The 19656-nt window shown below is 70.9% G+C and carries 19 protein-coding genes; 9 read left to right on the top strand and 10 right to left on the bottom strand.

Annotated features, from left to right (window positions below; all coding sequences use genetic code 11):
* Positions 1–12 precede the first annotated feature (12 nt).
* Positions 13–504 (bottom strand): SRPBCC family protein, encoded by a 492-nt coding sequence (locus tag AB0F72_RS32810; protein ID WP_360439560.1) that lies wholly within the window; start codon positions 502–504, stop codon positions 13–15.
* An 80-nt stretch (positions 505–584) separates the two neighbouring features.
* Between AB0F72_RS32810 and AB0F72_RS32815 the strand changes: the two genes are divergently transcribed.
* The 3 genes from AB0F72_RS32815 to AB0F72_RS32825 all read left to right on the top strand — a co-directional run bounded on the left by AB0F72_RS32815 (position 585) and on the right by AB0F72_RS32825 (position 1846).
* Positions 585–1022 carry a phage holin family protein gene (locus tag AB0F72_RS32815; RefSeq protein ID WP_360439563.1) on the top strand — a complete coding sequence of 146 codons (438 nt, stop codon included), beginning with the start codon at positions 585–587 and terminating at the stop codon, positions 1020–1022.
* Entirely contained in the window at positions 1019–1459 is a 441-nt protein-coding gene (locus AB0F72_RS32820; RefSeq protein WP_360439566.1) for a DUF3618 domain-containing protein, read from the top strand. Before AB0F72_RS32815 ends, AB0F72_RS32820 begins: the two co-directional genes overlap by 4 nt.
* A 99-nt stretch (positions 1460–1558) precedes the next feature.
* The gene (locus AB0F72_RS32825; protein WP_360439569.1) at positions 1559–1846 is read left to right on the top strand and encodes a hypothetical protein; all 288 of its coding nucleotides are present in this window, start codon (positions 1559–1561) and stop codon (positions 1844–1846) included.
* On the opposite strand, the gene AB0F72_RS32830 is transcribed toward AB0F72_RS32825, so the two are convergent.
* From AB0F72_RS32830 to AB0F72_RS32850, 5 genes are all read right to left on the bottom strand, one after another.
* A complete protein-coding gene (locus tag AB0F72_RS32830; RefSeq protein ID WP_360439572.1) occupies positions 1843–2544 on the bottom strand; it encodes a DNA alkylation repair protein in 702 nt (233 codons plus the stop codon). The two genes, AB0F72_RS32825 and AB0F72_RS32830, sit on opposite strands and share 4 nt — an antisense overlap.
* Before the next feature lie 45 nt (positions 2545–2589).
* Entirely contained in the window at positions 2590–3480 is an 891-nt protein-coding gene (locus AB0F72_RS32835; RefSeq protein ID WP_360439575.1) for a hypothetical protein, read from the bottom strand.
* Between the two features lie 57 nt (positions 3481–3537).
* Positions 3538–4011 (bottom strand): N-acetyltransferase family protein, encoded by a 474-nt coding sequence (locus tag AB0F72_RS32840; protein ID WP_360439742.1) that lies wholly within the window; start codon positions 4009–4011, stop codon positions 3538–3540.
* 97 nt (positions 4012–4108) lie between these two features.
* Positions 4109–4465, bottom strand: a complete 357-nt coding sequence (locus AB0F72_RS32845) for a VOC family protein (RefSeq protein ID WP_360439578.1) — start codon at positions 4463–4465, stop codon at positions 4109–4111.
* A gap of 39 nt (positions 4466–4504) precedes the next feature.
* A complete protein-coding gene (locus tag AB0F72_RS32850) occupies positions 4505–4918 on the bottom strand; it encodes a PadR family transcriptional regulator (protein ID WP_360439581.1) in 414 nt (137 codons plus the stop codon).
* A gap of 586 nt (positions 4919–5504) precedes the next feature.
* Here AB0F72_RS32850 and AB0F72_RS32855 point away from each other — a divergent pair.
* On the top strand, positions 5505–6860 hold the full coding sequence (locus AB0F72_RS32855) for an NAD(P)/FAD-dependent oxidoreductase (protein ID WP_360439584.1): 1356 nt from the start codon (positions 5505–5507) through the stop codon (positions 6858–6860).
* Between the two features lie 123 nt (positions 6861–6983).
* Here AB0F72_RS32855 and AB0F72_RS32860 read toward each other — a convergent pair whose 3' ends face one another.
* The 3 genes from AB0F72_RS32860 to AB0F72_RS32870 all read right to left on the bottom strand — a co-directional run bounded on the left by AB0F72_RS32860 (position 6984) and on the right by AB0F72_RS32870 (position 9924).
* Positions 6984–8012 (bottom strand): adhesin, encoded by a 1029-nt coding sequence (locus tag AB0F72_RS32860; RefSeq protein ID WP_360439587.1) that lies wholly within the window; start codon positions 8010–8012, stop codon positions 6984–6986.
* A gap of 26 nt (positions 8013–8038) precedes the next feature.
* Positions 8039–9229, bottom strand: a complete 1191-nt coding sequence (locus tag AB0F72_RS32865; RefSeq protein ID WP_360439590.1) for a hypothetical protein — start codon at positions 9227–9229, stop codon at positions 8039–8041.
* Positions 9230–9309: 80 nt separating this feature from the next.
* Entirely contained in the window at positions 9310–9924 is a 615-nt protein-coding gene (locus tag AB0F72_RS32870) for a helix-turn-helix domain-containing protein (protein ID WP_360439593.1), read from the bottom strand.
* 83 nt (positions 9925–10007) lie between these two features.
* Between AB0F72_RS32870 and AB0F72_RS32875 the strand changes: the two genes are divergently transcribed.
* From AB0F72_RS32875 to AB0F72_RS32885, 3 genes are all read left to right on the top strand, one after another.
* Positions 10008–11456, top strand: a complete 1449-nt coding sequence (locus AB0F72_RS32875; RefSeq protein ID WP_360439596.1) for an MFS transporter — start codon at positions 10008–10010, stop codon at positions 11454–11456.
* A 67-nt stretch (positions 11457–11523) separates the two neighbouring features.
* Positions 11524–13074 (top strand): polysaccharide deacetylase family protein, encoded by a 1551-nt coding sequence (locus AB0F72_RS32880; RefSeq protein ID WP_360439599.1) that lies wholly within the window; start codon positions 11524–11526, stop codon positions 13072–13074.
* 141 nt (positions 13075–13215) lie between these two features.
* The gene (locus tag AB0F72_RS32885; protein WP_360439602.1) at positions 13216–16413 is read left to right on the top strand and encodes a LamG-like jellyroll fold domain-containing protein; all 3198 of its coding nucleotides are present in this window, start codon (positions 13216–13218) and stop codon (positions 16411–16413) included.
* 62 nt (positions 16414–16475) lie between these two features.
* Here the strand turns inward: AB0F72_RS32885 and AB0F72_RS32890 are convergent, their stop codons facing one another.
* Entirely contained in the window at positions 16476–16874 is a 399-nt protein-coding gene (locus AB0F72_RS32890) for a ChaB family protein (protein ID WP_360439605.1), read from the bottom strand.
* A gap of 198 nt (positions 16875–17072) precedes the next feature.
* On the opposite strand from AB0F72_RS32890, the gene AB0F72_RS32895 reads away from it, so the two are divergent.
* A complete protein-coding gene (locus tag AB0F72_RS32895; RefSeq protein ID WP_360439608.1) occupies positions 17073–18554 on the top strand; it encodes a SulP family inorganic anion transporter in 1482 nt (493 codons plus the stop codon).
* A gap of 12 nt (positions 18555–18566) precedes the next feature.
* Positions 18567–18962: a MerR family transcriptional regulator gene (locus AB0F72_RS32900; protein ID WP_360439611.1), complete on the top strand. Its 396-nt coding sequence runs from the start codon at positions 18567–18569 to the stop codon at positions 18960–18962.
* Positions 18963–19656 lie beyond the last annotated feature (694 nt).

The following is a 19656-nucleotide window of genomic DNA, read 5'->3' on the forward strand; positions in this document are numbered from 1 at the left end:
CCAAAAAATCCATCATCGGGCATGCGGAGAGACGCGAAAAGACCTTTCCAGGTACGCGGCCAGGTTGCCCAGCGACGACGCGATGCCCGCCTCGTGGTCCGCCTGGCCGATCCCGGGCGGCACATCCGTGGCCGTGACGGTCACCTCGGTGCCGGCATCGCCGCCGGTGAGGTCCCAGGTCATCGTCATGACACCGGCGAACGCCGGATCGTCGGCCTCGAAGACCACGCGCTGGACCACCCGCGCGTCCGGCACCAGGTCGGCGAAACCCACGTCGGCGACATCCGTCGCGTCGGAGCTCTTGCCCGGAGCGCCCGCCGCATCCAGGTAGGTGAGCACCATCCGGAACCCGCCACCGGGCCGGGGATCCCACCGCTCGATCCGCCCGTGCATGCCCGATGGAGGCAGCCACTCCTCCAGTGCCGCCCGGTCCAGCAGCGCGCCGTAGACGGCCGCCGGTGACACCGCTATCGACCGGCTCACCCGGTCCACTCGTGCTGTCATGGCGCGATCCTAAGTGCCGTTCCACCGGCGGGGGAGTTTCGCAATTTCCGGCGGGGGCACTTCAGCGCGTAACCAAGGAGGTGTTTGCGGTGACGGCAAGCGCATCGGCCGGTGGCGGGCCCACCGGCGCGTCCACGGCGGACCTGGTCAACCAGGCCGCCGCTCAGATCTCGACGCTGGTCCGCGACGAACTCGCACTGGCGAAACTGGAACTGACCGAGAAGGGTAAGCGCGCCGGCGTCGGCGGTGGACTGTTCGGCGGCGCCGCGGTCCTCGCCCTGTACGGCCTCGGCCTGCTGCTCACCCTGGCGGTGGTGCTTCTCGACCTGGCCTGGCCGTTGTGGCTCGCGGTGCTGGTCGTGATGGTCGTGGTCTTCGCCGCGGCCGGGATCGCCGCGCTGCTCGGTCGCACCAAGCTGAAGCAGGCCGCGCCGCCGGTGCCGAGTGACGCCATCGCCGGCGTGGAGGCCGACGTGAACACCATCAAGACCGCGGCTCGGGAGGGACGCCGATCATGAGCACTTCGGACAAGCCGGCCGACCAGGATCAGTTGCGCAGCGAGATCGAACAGACCCGCGCCGACCTGGGGCAGACCGTGGAGGCGCTGGCCGCCAAGACCGACGTCAAGGCCCGCGCGAAGGACGCCGCCGCCGACGCGAAGAACCGCGTCAAGGAGGCGGCTGCCGACGCCAAGGACCGTGCCGTCACGGCGACCGCCGACGCGAAGGACCGTGCCGTGTCGGTGACCGCCGAGGCCAAGGACCGGGTAATGGCGGCGACCTCGGACGTCAAGGAGCGGGCCGTCACGGCGACGGCCGACGCTCCGGAGCGCGGCCGGCAGGCGGTCGCCGAGGTGCGTGCGGATCCGCGCCGCGCCATCTCGCCGGCCCTGCTCGGTGGCGCCGTGATCGCCGCCGTGGCCGGCATCGTCGTCCTCCGCCGCCAGCGCTCCTGAGACTCGCCCCGTAGGCCGCCGGCGTTTGTGGGAGACCCACCCCGCAGGCCGCCGGCGCTTCGGAGGCCCACCCCGTAATACGAGAAGGAAGGCATCGTCATGCGACTCGTGACACTGGCGGCCGGATTCGCCACCGGTTATGTGCTCGGCACCCGGGCCGGCCGGGAGAAGTACGAGCAGATCGCCGCGACCACCCGCAAGATCACTGGCAAGGCCACCGACACGGCCACCGGCAGCACCGCGGTGACCTCGGCGCGGGGGGACACCAAGCCGCGGGCGGCGGGCATCGTCTCCTCCGACGAGCCGATCGCCGGCCGGAAACCCGAACCGCTGCCCGAGACGGAGACCCCGTCCGGTCCCGTCACCTACACCGGCGGGCGACTCTAGGCGGGCTCCTGCCGGCGCACCATCTCGCTGATCCAGATCGGCGCGAACGGTGACGTGCAGCCCGGTGCGGTCGGATAGTCCTTGAGCACCTCCAGGCGCTCACCGATCTCGATCGCCCGGGCACGCCGCGCGGCATTCTCGATGCCGATCTGCGCGAGGCAGTGGTTCATCGCCCACTGCAGGCGGTCCGGGGCGTCCTTCATCTCCGTCTCGATGGTGTCGAGCAGCCCGTCGAGGTCGAGCGTCTCCGGCTTTTTCGCCACCCGCTCGGTGGTCAGCGCCCAGCCCGCACTGGCCACCACCGGATCCGGGTCGGCGAACCAGGCCACCCGCAACTCCTCGGCGTGCGGGCTCTTCTTCACCACGTAGTTGACCAGCCAGTCGTGCACCTTCGGCGGGCGCGCGTCCCGCAGCATCGCGTCCAGTTCGGCCCGCTCGAAGGCCTTGGGCTTGCAGATCAGCAGGGCCAGCAGCCGGGCCGCGCTGTCACCGGTCCGCCACAGCTCACGCGCCAGATCCTGCTGCGTCTTCAGCCGTTTCGCGACAGCGCGCAGTTTCGTGAGATTGACCCCGTGATCGTCGCCGTGCCGCTCGTTCACCGCGCGGACCTTCGGGTCCTCCAGCGCGGCCAGCTCGGCCATCACCTCAGCCGCCGTCGTCCCCGCCGCCGTCGTCGTCCCCGCTGCCGTCTCAGCCATGGACTCACCTTACGAGCCGGGTCCGACAGAATCCGCCCCGCGATTTCACCACCGCAGGCTCAGCGTGAGCCGGCTGGAGGCGACGCTCGTGTCGTCGGCGTCGACGACGGCCACCAGCCGCACGCCGCCGGGCAGCTCGCCGGCGACGGCCAGGCCCTCCACCTTGTACGCCCCGTCCGCCCCGAGCGGGATCTCCGCGACGTCCAGCACCCGGTCGTCGTCGAGCAGGGCGAGCGCGGAGGCGATCACCGGGCCGTCGTCGATCGCGTTCGGGGCGTCCTCGGCGGCGGCGCTGACCAGGATCCGCCCGTCAGGCAGGGTCACCGCGTCGGTGACGGCCAGGGCGACCCCGTCGACCGTACCCAGGTCATAACGCCGCATGTCGGTGACCTTGACCTCGTCGGCGCCGCCGGTCAGAGCCGACAACAGGGCGGGCAGGCTGACCGAGACCCGGGCGGTGGGCGTGCCGGCGGCGGCGTTGCCCCGCTGGAACCAGCGCAGCGTGTCACCGGCCGGGCAGGCGCCCTCCAGGTTCAGGTCCGTGACCGGGCCGCCGATCGCCTCGGCGACCCGGTGGTACACCGGCGTCAGATCCGCCACGGTGAACGACCCCGGGGTCACCAGGGAGGCGCGCATCCGGGCGTCGCTCGACCCCGATCCGAGCAGCAGCACGCTGTCGGCGGTGATCGCGCACGCCGCTTCGAAGTCCGGCTTGAGATGCTTCGTGCCGGCCGCCGAGCTGAACTCCTCCAGGCCGTCGACCGCTTCGACGACGCGCACGGCGGTGATCGCGTCGCCGCGCCACCAGGCCGCGTGGGTGGCGTCGTCCTGCACGACGAGCCACCCGTCACCGAACGGCGCGATCGCGGAGGCGGCCCGCACCGGCGAGCCGTCGTCGAAGCGCAGCGAGGAGGTGCTTTCCACGGTGAGTCGCATAGTGCCTATCAGCGTACGGCCGGGACGGTCCTACCGCGGCCTCACCTTGATCACCCCTCAGGTGATGACCGGGCTACGGCGTTCGAGGAGCACGACGTCGCGCCAGACGCCGTGGTGGCGGCCGACCCGCTCGCGGGTGCCGATGACGCGGAAACCGCAGGCGGTGTGCAGGGCGAGGCTCGCCGTGTTCTCCGGGAAGACGCCGGACTGGATCGTCCAGACGCCGGCGCTCTCGGTGCTGGCGATCAGCGCGCCGAGCAGCAGCTTGCCGACGCCCCGGCCGCGGGCGTCGGGATGGACGTAGACGGAGTGCTCGACGACGCCGGCGTAGACGCAGCGATCGGAGACGCGGGAGCAGGCCACCCAGCCGAGCACCCGGCCCGCGGTGTCGAGCGCGACGAAGCGGTGATCGGGCAGCCGGGCCGCGTCGAACGCCGGCCAGGTGGGTGGCTCGGCCTCGAAGGTGGCGTGCCCGGAGGCGATGCCGAGCCGGTAGACGTCGAGGACCTGGCCGGCGTGCTCCTCGGTCATCGCCGCGAGGCGGATGCCCGGGCCGGTCGCCGGAGGCGGTTCGTGATGCGGCACCGCGCCAGTCTGACAGTCACCTCATCCACGGCGATGAAGGAGGTCATCCACGGCGGTGCAGGAGGCAGAACTCGTTGCCCTCCGGGTCGGCCAGCACCGTGAACCCCTCGTCACCCGCCTGACCCACGTCCGCCCGCGACGCGCCCAGCTTCAGCAGCCGCGCCACTTCGGCCTCCACGTCCCCGTCGGCGGCAACCAGGTCCGGATGGTCGCGGTTCTTCCCGGCCTTCGGCTCGGCGGTCGGCTGCAGCCACACGCTGAGCCCACCGTCCGGCGGCCAGAGATGGGCGGAACCGTGCTGCCCGTACTCGATCTCGTACCCCAGCGCCGCCGACCAGAACTCGGCCTGGCGGCGCACATCCCGCACGTCCAGTGTCCACTGCGCGAATCGGCTCACCATGTCACTCCGGTACCCGCGTCACCCCGCCGGATAACCCACTCACTGCTCGGCCAGCAGGCGGTGGAGTGCCTGCCGCGCGTCCTTCACGATCGCGGCCGCCCGCTCGACCACCTCCGGGGAAGCGGTCGCCGACAGTTCCTGTGCGGCCATCCGCAGTTTGAACGTCTCGTCCCGCAGCGGCGAGTGCTCCTCGGTGGGGAACGCCGCCCCGGCCCGGTCGACCCGGCGCTCCGCAGCCTGCTGCTGACCACTTTCGGTCAGCGAGAAGACGCGCTTGCCGTCGACCTCGCTGCTGCGCACCACGCCCCGGTCCTGGAACATCTGCAGCAGCGGGTAGATCGATCCTGGACTGGGCCGCCAGTTCCCGCCGCTGAACCGCTCCAGCCGGTCCATCACCTCGTACCCGTGGGCGGGCCCGTCCAGCAGCGCGGTGAGCAACAGATCGGGCACCATGCCGCGGCGCATCCGCGGCGGGGGCCCTCCGTGTCGTGCCATCGTCCTGGCTCACCAAACCTTTCCGGTACGAGACACAGTATGTCCCCGAGAGTCCGCGCGACCTTCCGCGCGCACACGGCCGCAGCGCGGGCATCCGGCCCCGCGCGGGTCCGGGCCGTCGCCCATCACGGCGACCCGTTCCGCCACCACGACCGGATCGCCGAGCCCGCCGTCCAACGGCGACCCGTCAAGCCGACCAATGACTCCCCACCCGCTGCTGCCCCCGCCCGCGGGAGCGCAGCAGCACGCCGCCTCACCCCGAGCCGTAGCCCAGACAGATCATCGGGCCGTCTTGCCTGCCTGGGCTACGGCCGAGGGAGCCGGGCCGTAGTGGAGGCAGGTCATCCGGTCGTTTTGCCTGCGTGAGCTACGGCTCGGGCGGCGGCGAGCGATCCGGCGGGCAGCGGCGAGCGATCCGGCGACCTTCTCATCGATCGAACACTATTCCCGAGACCGGTGTGACAATGCTCTACCCCCTGTAAACGGCGTTGACATCGTCGTTGGCCTAGCGTTGTATGCAAACCAGCCCAGCACAGGAGGAGCAGTGGACACCGTCATCGAGCGGGACGTCGTCGTGGTCGGGGCCGGTCCGGCCGGCCTGATGGCCGCCCGTACTCTCGCCGCCGCCGGACGCAGCGTGGCCGTTCTCGAAGCGCGGGACCGGGTCGGCGGCCGCACGTGGAGCGACGTGATCGACGGGGCGTTCCTCGAGATCGGCGGCCAGTGGGTGTCGCCCGACCAGACCGAGCTGCTGTCCCTGCTCAGCGAGCTGGGGCTGGGCACCTACCCGCGGTACCGCGACGGCGACGCGGTCTACCTCGCGCCGGACGGCACCCGCACCCGGTACCAGGCGGCCACGTTCCCGACCAGCGAGAAGACGACCGCCGAGATCGGACGCCTCACCACGATCCTGGACGAGCTGGTCGCCGAGATCGACCCGGACGCGCCCTGGAAGCACCCGCGCGCCCGCGAACTCGACACCATCTCCTTCCAGCACTGGCTGCGCCGGGAGTCCGCCGACGAGGAAGCCTGCGACGCGGTCGGCCTGTTCATCGCCGGTGGCATGCTCACCAAGCCGGCGCACAGCTTCTCCGCCCTGCAAGCGTTGCTGATGGCGGCGTCGGCCGGCTCGTTCAGCCACCTCACCGACGAGAACTTCATCCTCGACCGCCGGGTGATCGGCGGCATGCAGTCGGTGTCGCTGGCGATGGCCGAGCCGCTCGGCGCCGACGTGCACCTCTCCACCCCGGTCCGCACGATCCGGCGCGAGCCGGGCGGTTCGGTCACCGTCACTTCCGACCTGATCACGGTACGGGCCCAGCACGTGATCGTGGCGGTCCCGCCGCCCCTGTACTCCCGGATCAGTTACGAGCCGCCGCTTCCCCGCCGCCAGCACCAGCTGCACCAGCACCTGTCGATGGGCCTGGTCATCAAGGTGCACGCGGTCTACGACACCCCGTTCTGGCGGGCCGACGGCCTGTCCGGCACTGGCTTCGGATCGCAGTCGCTGGTGCAGGAGGTCTACGACAACACCAACTACGGCGACACCCGCGGCACCCTGGTCGGCTTCGTCGCCGACGAGAAGGCCGACCAGCTGTTCGCCCTGGACCCCGCCTCGCGCCGCCGGCAGATCCTCGCGTCGATCGCCGAGTTTCTCGGCGAGAAGGCGCTGAGCCCGGTCGTCTACTACGAGTCGGACTGGGCCAGCGAGGAGTGGACGCGGGGAGCGTACGGCGCCAGCTTCGACCTGGGCGGCCTCTCCCGGTACGGCGCCGACCTGCGCGCCCCGGTCGGCCCGATCCACTGGGCCTGCTCGGACATCGCGGGCGCCGGTTTCCAGCACGTCGACGGCGCCCTGCGCATGGGCCGAGCCGCCGCGGAGGCCGTCCTCGCCGCCTGACGAGCGCCCGGCCGCCGGCCGCACTGACAACCAGCCGGACCAGCCGGACCAGCCGGACCGGCTGGTCCGCTGGGTTTGCGGCTCAGGAGCCGCCGCCCGGCAGTGCGCCGATGCCGCTGAGTGCTAGGAAGCCGGCGGCCCGGAGGCGGGGTTCTGCCCGCTGAACGGCGGAGCCGGGCTCGGAGCCGCTTCGCCGCCCGGACCGCCGCCCGGACCGCCGCCCGGACCGGGGAACGGACCGGCAGCCGGGCCGGTGCCCGGAGCGGAGAACGGCGGGGCGGACGCCGGGCCCTGGCCGGCGAACGGCGCGGGGCCGTAGTTCTGCGGCGGGGGAGCGCCGACCCGCAGATCCTGCACCGGCACATCCTGGCCGAACGTGGCGGCCAGCGGCACCGTCGCACCCTGCGTCGCCACCTCGGCGCCCTCGCGGACCGCGGCGTGCACCGCCTCGCGCATGGCCCGGACCCGCTCGGTGCGCAGCATCTGGTTGATCGAGCCGGTGCGTCCCAGCATGCCGCCGACCAGGTCCTTGAAGTAGTGGCCGATCAGCGTCGCGCCGCGCCGGCTGCGCCACATCGTCCAGCCGAGGTAGAGGCTGCTGCCGTACGGGAAGACCGTCACGTAGACGCGGTAACTCCGGTCGCTGATCAGCAACCGGTTGTTGACCATCTCGGGGGCCAGGAAGTCGCTGCGGACCCGCACGGCGTGCGCGTTCAGCGGGTAACCCCGGCGGCGCAGCGTGCCGTAGATCGCGGCGTACGCCGAGTCGGCGGCCTGGTACCGCTCCTCCAGCAGGGTCTTCCACTCGGCGATCGGCTCGTCGATCCGGGACGCGAGCAGCACCAGCCAGAACACCGCGAACGACAGCAGCGAGCCGATCGTGAACAGGCCGCCGCCGGGGTTGCCGCCGGAGAAGATCGACGGCTCCGAGCCGAGCGTGACCAGCACGCCGAGGAAGGCGAAGACCGCCCAGACGAGGAACGCCGACAGGGCCGCGCCGAGCCAGAGCCGCACGATGGTCCAGGTGGACACCGATTCGTCGAAACCGAGCTCGATGCCGCCGTACCGCAGACCCTGCATCCGGTACGCGACGTCGCCGCTCCCCGGACCGACCGGGGACGGCTGCCGCGGCGCCTCACCGGGCATGCTCATGAAGGATTCCTTCCACTCGTGTGCCGTCAGGCCAGGGTGACCTGGATGCCGGTCGACGACGCCTCGGCGATGCCGGTGATCCGGTAGGCCGCCTCGCCGCTCTCGGTTCGTTCCGTACCGGAGAAGTCGGTGTACTTCGCTGACCACCGGACCTTGCCGGTGCCGTCGTCGGAGATCGTCGCGCCGGTGCCGCCACCCAGCCAGCCCGCCTGCGCCGGTGCGACCGAGATCTTCGGGTACGTGACGACCGTCCACCGCACCGTGGCGTCCTGCCCCCACACGTTGAGGGCGAAGGGGCAGCCCGCGGTCTGCGCCACGGAGGTCGCGGCGCACCTGTCGATGGTCTCGCGCACTGTCGACTCGATCTTCTCACTCGCGCCGGTGGCGAGAACCGGCTCGCCGAAGTCGAGCGCCGTGACGTAGACGCCCTGACCGGCCGGCGCCGGGACGCCGGTCGCGGTGGCCCCGGAGAACAGCGCGTTGCCGGCGACCTCGGCGGTGAGCCAGCCGGGGAAGGCGACCGGTTCGGCCAGGGCCGCCTCGGTCAGCTCGACGCCGTTGACGGTGACCGCCCGGCCCTGGACGCCGGTCAGCTCGAGCGCCACGAACGGCGCGAGGACCTGGTAGTCCTCGCCCTCGTCCGGCCGCACGACAAGGATTTGGTGATCGACCTCGGTGTCGCCGGCCCGGTAGTGGACGTCGACGATCTGGGCGTCGCGCCCGTACGGGATGTCGGCCTCGGTGCTCTCGCCGACCGTGACGTCCTTCGGGCGCACCGCCGGGTCGCTGAGCCCGGCGTCGCTGATCAGCGGGTACCGGGCGGTGTCGAGCTCACTGATCCGGTTCACGAGCTTGAGGGCCCGGTCGGCGTCGCCGTCGGCGAGGGCGTCGAAGTAGTCCCCGACCACCGCCTGCGGGGTGTCGGCGAGCAGCCGGGTCCCGGCGATCACGGCGGTGCCGGCGAGCAGGACCACGAGGGCGGCCGCGATCGCGATCACCAGGGGGCGGCGGGACGGCGGCGGCGGCGCGCCGAAGGCGACCTCCGGCATCGGCGACGGCGGGGCGACCGGGGGTGGCGGAACAGCCGCCGGAGCGGGGGCGCCGGCCAGTTCGGGCACGACCGGCATCCCGCAGTAGCGGCATGATCCCTGGTCAGCGGTGACGCTGCCGCCGCAGCGGAAGCACACGCCGGCCGCGGTCGCCTCGGCTGATCCCATAACCGCAGAACCCCTGTCCGATACAGGAAGAATGAACCATGGTCATCTTAGGTGACCGGAACCGTACCGTACGGGAACGGTCAGCGCGGACCGTAGACCAGCCGCTGGATCGCGGTGACGAGATCCTCGACGGCGTCCCGCAGCTCGGCGTCGGTGGCGCCGGCCAGCCGGTTGTAGCGGGAGTCGCGCAGCGCCGAGATCATTTCGGCGAGCCGGTCGGCGGCGATGTCGCCGGTCGCGGTGCCGTCCGCCTGATCGCGGCGGATCTTGGTGGCGGCCCGCTGGTCGTACCGGGCCTTGGTCTGCCAGAGCAGGGCGCGCAGCGGCTCGGAGGAGGCGGCGGCGGTCGCCGAGCAGGAGAGCAGGCCGGCGTTCTCCCGCCACAGCGTCGCCGAGGTGAGCAGCTGCTCGCGGAGCAGTTCGGGGGAGGGGCCGGCGCTGTCGAACCACACGTGCGAGGCGGCGAAGTCGTCCGACACCTGGGCCATCAGCGCGGTCAGGACCGCGGGCTTGGTCGGGAAGTAGAAGTAGAAGCTCGTCCGCGAGATGCCGGCGCCGCAGGCCAGGTCGTCGATGGTGACCGCCTCGTAGGACCGCTCGGCGAACATGCGTTTCGCCACGTGAAGGATCGCGGCCTCGCGCAGGTCGCCCTTCGACGGGCCGACGCGGCGGCGTGCCGGTGTTGCCTGACTCATGAACCGCAGTCTCCCACTGTGACGATCGACGCTGCGATTAGAAAAATCGACGGTGTGTCGAAAACAAAGGCTAGTGTACGACCGTGACCCCTCCCGTACGCCCGCGGCTGCTCCTGCTCGCCGCCGCAGCCGCGAGCTTCCTGCTCTCCCTGATCCAGTCCATCCCCGTGCCGGTGCTGCCGCAGATCGCCCAGCAGCTCGGCGCCGACGCCACCACCGTCGGCTGGGTGTCCACGGCGACACTGCTCGCGGCGTCCGCGTGCACCCCGCTGCTCGGCCGGCTCGGCCACGTCGTCGGCATCAAGCCGGTCTTCGTCGGCACGCTGATCGTCACCCTCGTGGGCAGCGTGATGGCGGCCACCGTGCAGGACGTGAACTGGCTGATCGTGGCCCGGGTCCTGCAGGGCACCAGCTTCGGCCTGTTCCCGCTCGGCATGAGCCTGCTGCGCCACGAGCTGCCGCCCGCGAAGCTGACCGGCGGGATGGCCACCGTCGCCTCCACGCTCGGCGTCGGCGGTGGCGTCGCGCTCGTCGCCTCCGGCCTGCTCATGCAGGGCGACGGCGACTACCGGCGGATCTTCTGGCTCTGCGCCGCGGTCACCGCCGTCGCGCTGGCGCTCGCGTTCACGCTGCCCCGCCGGGCCGGCGCCGGCGGCCGGGTCGACGTGCTCGGCGCGGTCGTGCTCTCGGCCGGGCTGGTCAGCCTGCTGCTGCCGATCTCGCAGGGACACGCCTGGGGCTGGACGTCGGCCCGGGTGCTGCTGCTCTTCACCGCCGCCGTGGTCATCCTGGTCGGCTTCTACCTGCTCGAACGCCGTACCGCCGCGCCGCTGGTCTCGGTGGAGATGCTGCGGCACCGCCCGATCCTGGTCGCCAACCTCGCCGCGATGGCGGTCGGCTTCGCGATGTTCGCCCTGCAGCTCTCGACCAGCTACTTCGTGCAGAGCCCGCGGGCGTACACCGGGTTCGGGTTCAGCGCGACGGTGCTGGAGACCAGCCTGGTCTTCCTGCTGCCCGGCGCCGCGGCCAGCGTGGTGATCGGCCCACTCGCCGGCGTGCTGCTGGGCCGGATCGGTCCGCGCAACGTGCTCGCGCTGGCCTGCGGCCTCGCGGCGGCGGGGATGGCGTCACTGACGGTGCTGCACGACAACCGGGTCGAGACGATCACCGCGTTCGTGGTGGCCAGCTGCGCCATCGCGATGGCCTACGCGGCGATGCCGGCGCTGCTGGTCAGCCACGTGCAACCGGCCGAGACGGGCATCGCCAACTCGGTGAACTCGATCATGCGTACGGTCGGCGGCACCATCGGCGGCGCGCTGGTGATCACGATCCTGGCGGCGCGGACGCACTCCTACGGCACGGTGGCGCTGCCGACGGAGAACGCGTTCCGGCTCAGCTACGGCATCGGCGCGGTCATCTTCGCGATCGGCGGCCTGCTGGTGCTGCTCTTCATCGACCGGCCGGCCCGGGCCCGCGCCGAGGAGCCGGTCGTGGCGGCCACCGCCCCGGTCACCGCCTCGGCCAGCGCGTAACGGAGCCGCACCTCACGCGCACCCCCGGCCCACTCGTCGCCGCCGTCCCCGCACCGACTTCTCTGGCATGAGCCCCAGGTGGAAGCAGGCCGCGGCAGCGGCGGCGACAGCGCTGATCAGTGTGGCCGGCCTCCAGGCGGCAGGCCCGGCTGAGGCCGCGCCGGCCGCCGGTTCCAAGACGGTGTACTTCACGTTCGACGACGGACCCGGCATGGGTACGGCCGAGCTGCTCGACGCCACCGCCGCCTACGACGCCAAGGTCAGCCTCTTCTACGTCGGCCGGCACGGCGAACAGTCACCGGAGCTGGTGGCGCGAGCGGCCGCCGAGGGACACGTCATCGGCAACCACACCTACAGTCACCGGCGGCTGCCCACCATGACCGGCGGCGAGGTCGAGCAGGAGCTGATCAAGGCCCGCAACGCGCTGGAGCCGTACGTGAGCAACTGCTGGCGGCCGCCGGGCTGGCAGACCTCCCCGGCCATCGAGCAGATCGCGAAGGGCCTCGGCCTGCGGCAGACACTGTCCGTGATGGATCCGGCGGAGAGCCGTCGCGTGTTCATCCCGGCGTCCTGGACGGACGAGGACCTGATCGTCTCGACAGTGCGGGAGCGGGTGTTCGACGGCGCGATGGTGACGCTGCACGCCGAGACGCCGGGCGCCGGGGCTCAGCTGCGGGCGTTCGAGCGGCTGCTGCCGTTGCTGACCGCCGAGGGTTACCGGTTCAAGGCGCTGCCCTATTGCGACATGCCGACGGTCAAGCTGCTCGCGGTGGGCGACGGCGTGACCAGCGGCGTTGCGGGCGCCGTTTCCGGCGCCGGCCAGAGCGCGGGCAAGGGCGCCGGCCAAAGCGCGGGCAAGGGCGCCGGCGAAAGCGCGGGCAAGGGCGCCGGCCGGAGCGCCGGGAACTACCGCGGCCAGCTCGACGCGATGCTGCGCCGGGGTGCCGAGCCGCACGGGCTGAACTTCCGCTGGGTGGGTGACGCGGCGGACGGTCCCGGGCTCCACCACGACGAGCACGATGGCTGGACCACTCAGCAGGTGGACCGGAACATCAGCCGGCTGCAGAGCACCCACCAGCCGGACGTCATCCTGGTGAACGCCGGGGCCGTCGACGTCCAGCGCGGCGCGACCGCGGACACTGTCGCCCGCCGGATGGCCGCGTTGCTGGCGCGCATCCGCCAGAACCAGCCGGACGTCAAGGTACTCGTGTCGATCCCGCCCGCCCTGTCCGCGCCACGACCCGCCCTGTCCGCGCCGCGACCCGCCCTGTCCGCGCCCCGGCCCGCGGAGGCGAAGCGCACACCCACAACGACTGAGCTCACGGCGGCCAAGCGAAAGGCCGCCAAACCGAAGGCGGCCAAGCCCAAGGCGGCCAAGCCCAAGGCGGCCAAGCCCAGCGCCGCTCAGCAGAGCGCCGCGAAGCAGACCGCGGCGCTCCAGCGGGCGATGCGTGACGTGATCCGGAACGCCGGCGCCGGCTTCTACGCCGTCGACCTGCGCGGCCCGGCGCTGGACGGCGGCGCCCGGGCCCACCGCACGATCGCGAACCGGTACTACCAGGCGCTGCGCGACGCCGTGCCGGGCAGCAGCAGGTGGGCCGCCGCTCCCCAGCCATGACCGTGCGAACAGCCCGCCCCCGCCCGGGGCGGGCTGTTCTGCGTTAGCGAACGTGTCCGATCCTGTTTCCTTCTGTTGACGTCAGACATGTGAATGCGCCAATGTGATCGCAATGTGTCCTTGATCGAAGGGAAACATTCGATGCCGCGATCACCCGCCAGATCCCTGTTCCTCGCCGCCCTGCTGGTTCTCTCCGTCCTGGTGGCGCCCACCGGCGCCGCCGCCGCCCGAGCGCCCGGAGCAGCGGCGGCCGTGCCGGCCGTGCACGGGCTCAAGGGTGAGTACTTCCGGATGTCGGCCCCCGGCGCCCGGGACTTCGCCGAGCTCGGCGGGATCGCCCTCGATCCGAACATCGACCTGCCCGGCCTGGCCGGCTCGTTCGAGACGTTCACCGGGCGCACCGAGCACACCACCGCCCGCTGGACCGGGACGATCACCGCGCCGGCCACCGGTGACTACACGTTCCACATGATCGGCGACAACGGGTTCCGGCTCTTCCTGGACGACCGGCCGGTGATCGATCACTGGGTCGGTGACTGGGACCGGGAGCAGACGAGCGCGCCGGTCCCGCTGGTGGCGGGACAGGCTCACGACGTACGCATCGAGATGTTCCAGGATGTCGGCGGCGCGAACCTGTTCCTGCGCTGGTCGGGCGCCGGGCTCGACAAGCAGATCGTGCCGGAGAGCGCTTTCACCCCGCCGGACGGCTTCCAGATCTTCCCGGTGGATCTCACCGTCGGTCCCGAGGGGAAGACGCTCGTCGCCGACTTCGCCGCCCCGGTCGGCGATCTCGGGGACTTCGCCGGGCACCTGATCGTCGAGGTCGACACGACACGCTTCCCGATCGCCTCGGCCCGGGTCGACCGCCGCGACTCCTCCCGAGTCGTGGTCACCCTCGGCGAACCGGTGCAGAAGGGCCAGAAGGTCCGCGTCAACTACGACGGCAGCGGCGGGCTGATCGTCGGCGGCGAGGCCGTTCCGCAGATCGTCCGCTCCGCGACGAACACATCCGAACACCGGCTGACCACCCCGTGGGGCGACCGGGTCGACGAGCGTCACCCGCTTCCGGAGTACCCGCGTCCGCAACTGATCCGCAAGGACTGGCTGAACCTGAACGGGCAGTGGGAGTTCGCCGGCGCCGAAGCCGGTGAGCAGCCGGTCTTCGGGCGGAAGCTCGCCGAGCGGATCACCGTGCCGTACCCGGTCGAGTCGCTGCTCTCCGGCATCGAGCGCCGCGAGGACCACATGTTCTACCGCAAGCTGGTCACGGTGCCCGGCGGCTGGAAGGGCAAGCGGATCAAGCTCAACTTCGGCGCGGTCGACTACGCGGCGAAGGTGTGGGTGAACGGCACGCTCGTCACCTCGCACACCGGCGGCTACACGGCGTTCACCGCGGACATCACCGGCGCGCTGACCGGGCGCGGCCCGCAGGAGATCATCGTCGGCGTCACCGACGTGACCGGTCCCGATCAGCCGAAGGGCAAGCAGTCGCTGAACCCGGGCGGCATCGTCTACGAGCCGTCGTCGGGCATCTGGCAGACGGTGTGGATGGAGCCGGTCGCGCCGGTCGCCGCCGACGACGTGGTGATCACGCCGGATGTGGCGTCCGGGTCCGCGGTGGTCCGGGTCGCGTCGGCCACCAACGCGCCGGTGACCGTCGTCGCCCGCGACAAGAACGGCAGAATCAAAGGCAGGGCATCGGGTACGGCCAATGCCGACCTGCGCGTGACAATCGAGAATCCGCGTCTGTGGAGCCCCGATGACCCGTACCTTTATGATCTTGATGTTCGTCTCGGCGGCGACAGCGTGCGCAGCTATTTCGGCATGCGCCAGGTCGAGGTGAAGAATGTCGGCGGTTTCCCGAAACTCGTGCTGAACGGCAAACCGATCTTCTCGCTCGCCACGCTGGATCAGGGATTCTGGCCGGACGGCCTCTACACCCAGCCGAGCGACGCGGCGCTGCGATTCGATCTGGTCGAGACGAAGAAGCTCGGTTTCAACGCGGTCCGCAAACACATCAAGGTGGAATCCGCCCGCTGGTACCGGCACGCCGACGAGCTCGGCCTGCTGGTCTGGCAGGACTTCGTGTCAGCCGACATCACCGGCCCGGCCGGTCAGGACGCGTTCCTGACGCAGGGCAAGGCGATGATGAGACAGCTGCACAATTTCCCGTCGATCATCGGCTGGGTCGTCTTCAACGAAGGCTGGGGCGAATGGGACCGCGCGGCCACCGGCCGGATCGCCGACGACATGAAGGCGCTCGACCCGTCGCGCATCCTGAACGCGCACAGCGGCGTCAACTGCTGCGCCTCGAAGGGTGATTCCGGCCGGGGTGAGGTCATCGACCACCACGACTACACCAACACCGATCCGGCCTATCCGGACGCCACCCGGATCGCGATGGACGGCGAGCACGGCGGGTTCACGCTGCGCACCCCCGGTCACATGTGGCCCGGGCCGCCCGCCGTCATCTACAGCGGAGTCGCCGACAAGGCCGCGCTGACCGCGAAGTACGTCGACAACACGCGGCGGTTCTACCTGGAGGCGGCCGGCGCGGAGCTGTCCGGTTCCGTCTACACCCAGATCACCGACCTGGAGACCGAGCTCAACGGCCTCTGGACCTATGACCGGCGAGAGATCAAGGTCGACCCCGCTCCGGTACGGGAGATCAACCGCGCCGTGATCGCCGCCGGAGCCGCTGCCGGGGCGCGGACCTACCCCGGTCGTGCGGACTGGAGCCTGGACGAGGGGAGTGGTACGACCGCGGCCGACAGCAGCGGCGGCGACGCCGATCTTGGGCTGGCCGGCGACACGAGCTGGACCACCGGCGTGACCGGTTCTGCCCTGTCGTTCGACGGTGCCGGCGACTACGCCGACACCGCCGGCCCGGTCCTCGACACCACCCGGGACTACACGGTCGCGGCGTGGGTGACGATGGACGAGCTGCCCGGCAACTACGCCACCGCGGTCAGCCAGGACGGCCGCCGTGCCGAGAATCCGTTCTACCTGCAGTACGGCCAGGGCGCCTTCGCGTTCAGCACACCCGGCGGCAACCGGGCCCGGCTGGTCACCACGCCCGAGCTGAACCGGTGGTACCACCTGGTCGGTGTCCGTGACCACGCCAGCGGGGAGATCCGGCTCTTCGTCGACGGGAAGCGGGTCGCCACCGTCGCGGCCGGGCCGGACGTGGTGAGCACCGGGCCGCTGTCGGTGGGCCGGGCGAAGTACGCGGGCAACAACACCGACTACTGGTCCGGTTCGGTCGATCAGGTGCACGCCTATGGGCGTACCCTCAGCGACGCCGAGGTCTCCGCGCTCCATGCGCAAGAGGCCCGCTGAGCTCACGCGGTGAAAAGGCCCATCCCGCCGATGCGGCGGGATGGGCCTCGCGTCGTCCCTGCTTACTTGCCGCGCGCCTTGCGGGTGCTCTTCGCGTTGGCCTTCTGGATCGCGTCGACCAGTTCGGACTTGGTCATCTTCGAGCGGCCGCTGATGTCCAGCTTCTTCGCCACGTCCTTCAGGTGCTCCTTGCTGGCGTTCGCGTCCACACCGCCGGCCGTCTTCGCCTTGGTGTCGCGCCCGCCGGCGGCCTTCTTGTCACTGGGACCCTTCTTGGCCTTCGGCTCCCAGTGATCGCCGACCTTCTCGAACGAATGCTTGACCGCGGAGAACGCGGTCCGGTGGGCCCGCTCGCCCTCGCCGTACTCCTTGACCGCGGCGTCGTGCGCCTTCACGTAGGTGTCCTGAGCCTTCTTCGGCGAACGCTTCAGCGTGCTCGGCATGTCCTTGCTCGCGGGCATCACAGCCTCCTCGTCCGTTGTCCGGCATCATGCTCGTCCGTTGTCTGACAACAGTTCGTGCCCGTCGCGAGCAAGCCGAAACGTCCCGCCTCGCGTCCCGGGGGAACTCTCCCCTCACCGGAGAGTAGAGTCTGCGTGCCTCGCGCAACCTGGTCCTGATATGACGGGATAAAACCCCTGAACCCTGAAACGAGCACCATGTCGACGATGTCGCCCGCAGCACCTCCACGCTGGTCCCGACCGGCCTGGCTGACCGACCCGCGCGTGCTGCGCACCGAGGTCCTCGCGGGCCTGGTGGTGGCGCTGGCGCTGATCCCGGAGGCGATCTCGTTCTCCATCCTGGCCGGCGTCGACCCGCGCGTCGGCCTGTTCGCCTCCTTCACGATGGCCGTGACGATCGCGTTCACCGGCGGCCGTCCCGCGATGATCAGCGCGGCCACCGGCGCGGTCGCCCTGGTCGTGGCGCCGCTGGTGACGTCGCACGGGCTGGACTACCTGATCGCCGCGGTCATTCTCGGCGGTCTGCTGCAGATCGTGTTCGCGCTGATCGGCGTGGCGAAGCTGATGCGGTTCATCCCGCGCAGCGTGATGGTCGGGTTCGTCAACGCGCTCGCCATCCTGATCTTCACAGCACAGGTGCCGCACCTGATCGGCGTACCGTGGCTGGTCTATCCCCTGGTGGCGGTCGCGCTGGCGATCATGGTCTTCCTGCCGAGGCTGACCACCGCCGTGCCGGCGCCGCTCGTCGCGATCGTGCTGCTGACGGTGTTCACGGTGGTCGCGCACGTCACCGTGCCGACCGTCGGCGACGAGGGCGCCCTGCCGGACAGCCTGCCGGCGCTCGGTCTGCCGGACGTCCCGGTCACCGTCGAGACGCTGCGGGTGATCGCGCCCTACGCGCTCGGCATCGCGCTGGTCGGGCTGATGGAGTCGCTGATGACCGCGAAACTCGTCGACGACATCACCGACACCCACTCCGACAAGACCCGGGAGTCGTGGGGGCAGGGCGTCGCGAACATCGTCACCGGCTTCTTCGGCGGCATGGGCGGCTGCGCGATGATCGGGCAGACGATGATCAACGTGAAGGCGTCCGGCGCCCGTACCCGCCTCTCCACGTTCCTCGCCGGCGTGTTCCTCCTGATCCTGGTCGTCGCCCTGGGTGACGTGGTCGCGCTGATCCCGATGGCCGCCCTGGTCGCCGTGATGATCATCGTGTCGGTGTCGACGTTCGACTGGCACAGCATCGCGCCGGCCACCCTGAAGCGGATGCCGTGGGGCGAGCTGGCCGTCATGGCGATCACCGTCGCCGGCACGCTGACCACCCACAACCTCGCGGTCGGCGTGGTGCTCGGCGTCCTGGCCGCAATGATCGTCTTCGCCCGCCGCGTCGCGCACTTCGCGTCGGTCGAAAAAATCGACAACACCTATCTGGTACGCGGGGAGCTCTTCTTCGCGTCGAGTAACGATCTCGTGTACCAGTTCGACTACGCGGGCGACCCGGACCACGTCGTCATCGACCTGTCCGGCACCCACGTCTGGGACGCCTCCTCGGTGGCCGCCCTCGACGCGATCACCACGAAGTACGCCCAGCGTGGCAAGACCGTGGAGATCACCGGCCTGAACGAGGCCAGCGCCCGCATGCACGAAACCCTAGCCGGACAGCTCAACGCCGGCCACTGAGAGACTGGTCCGATGACCGCAGGACTGATGCAGATCGGCGAGGCCGCCGACCGGGTCGGGCTGAGCATCCGCACCATCCGCCACTACGAGGAGGCCGGCCTGGTCCTGCCGTCCGCGCGCAGCGAGGGCGGGTTCCGGCTCTACACCGAGCCCGACCTCGACCGGCTGCGCGTCATCAAGCGGATGAAACCCCTCGGCTTCACCCTCGACGAGATGCGCGACCTGCTCACCACCCTGGACGCACTCAGCGACCCAGCCGTCACCGGCGACGCCCGTGCCACGCTCCAGGATCGGCTCGGCATGTTCCACGCCGCCGCCCGCAACCGGGTAGACGCGCTGCGCGACCAGCTCACGATGGCCGAGGGCTTCGCCAGCCAGATCGAGGAGCAGATCGACCGGCACAGTTAGTTAGTGGGACATCCGTTGTCGCCGCCGTGCTTCCGGCTATCCGCCCCGTCGGCTATCCGCCCCGTCGGCTATCCGCCCCGTCGGTCATCCGCCCCGTCGGCTATCCGCCCGCCGCCTGCTGCCGGCCATCCATCCATCCGCTGCCCGCTGCTCGGCGCCCACCGTCCGCTACTCGGCGCCCACCGTCCACTGCCCAGCGCCCACCGTCCGCGGCAAGTCGGCCAGTACCGAGTCCGCTGGATTCGCCACAAGCATTTCTCCGTGGAGTCCCTCGATCGCCATTCTTCCGTTTTCCGGATACGGCCACTTCGCCAGTGCGATATGAGGATTCCGTTACCCCCGGAATACCCACCTGGGCAGAATTGTGGGCAGGCTCCGGTCATGTGGGCGCCGGCCATCGGGTCACGATGGATGCCCGATGAATCCGGCACGGGGCACGCGGCCTCGCCGTACTCTTGCGGCTGCCGTGCGTGGTGCGAAGTAGCAAGCCGAACGTCTGCGCTCGGCCGTCGGCCCTTACTTCGGGCCGGCGATCATCAGCCGAGCGGTCCCGAGGCGTGTCGGTGTGCCCCACGTTGCTTCGGACCCTGCCGTCTTGAGCTGAGCCGTCTTGGGCTTGGCCGTTTTCAGCTTGACCGTCTTGAGCTGGGGCTTCGTGAGCCTGGCCGTCTTGAGCTGGGGCTTCGTGAGCTGC

The sequence above is a fragment of the Actinoplanes sp. NPDC023936 genome, from assembly GCF_040639325.1.
GTDB lineage: Bacteria > Actinomycetota > Actinomycetes > Mycobacteriales > Micromonosporaceae > Actinoplanes.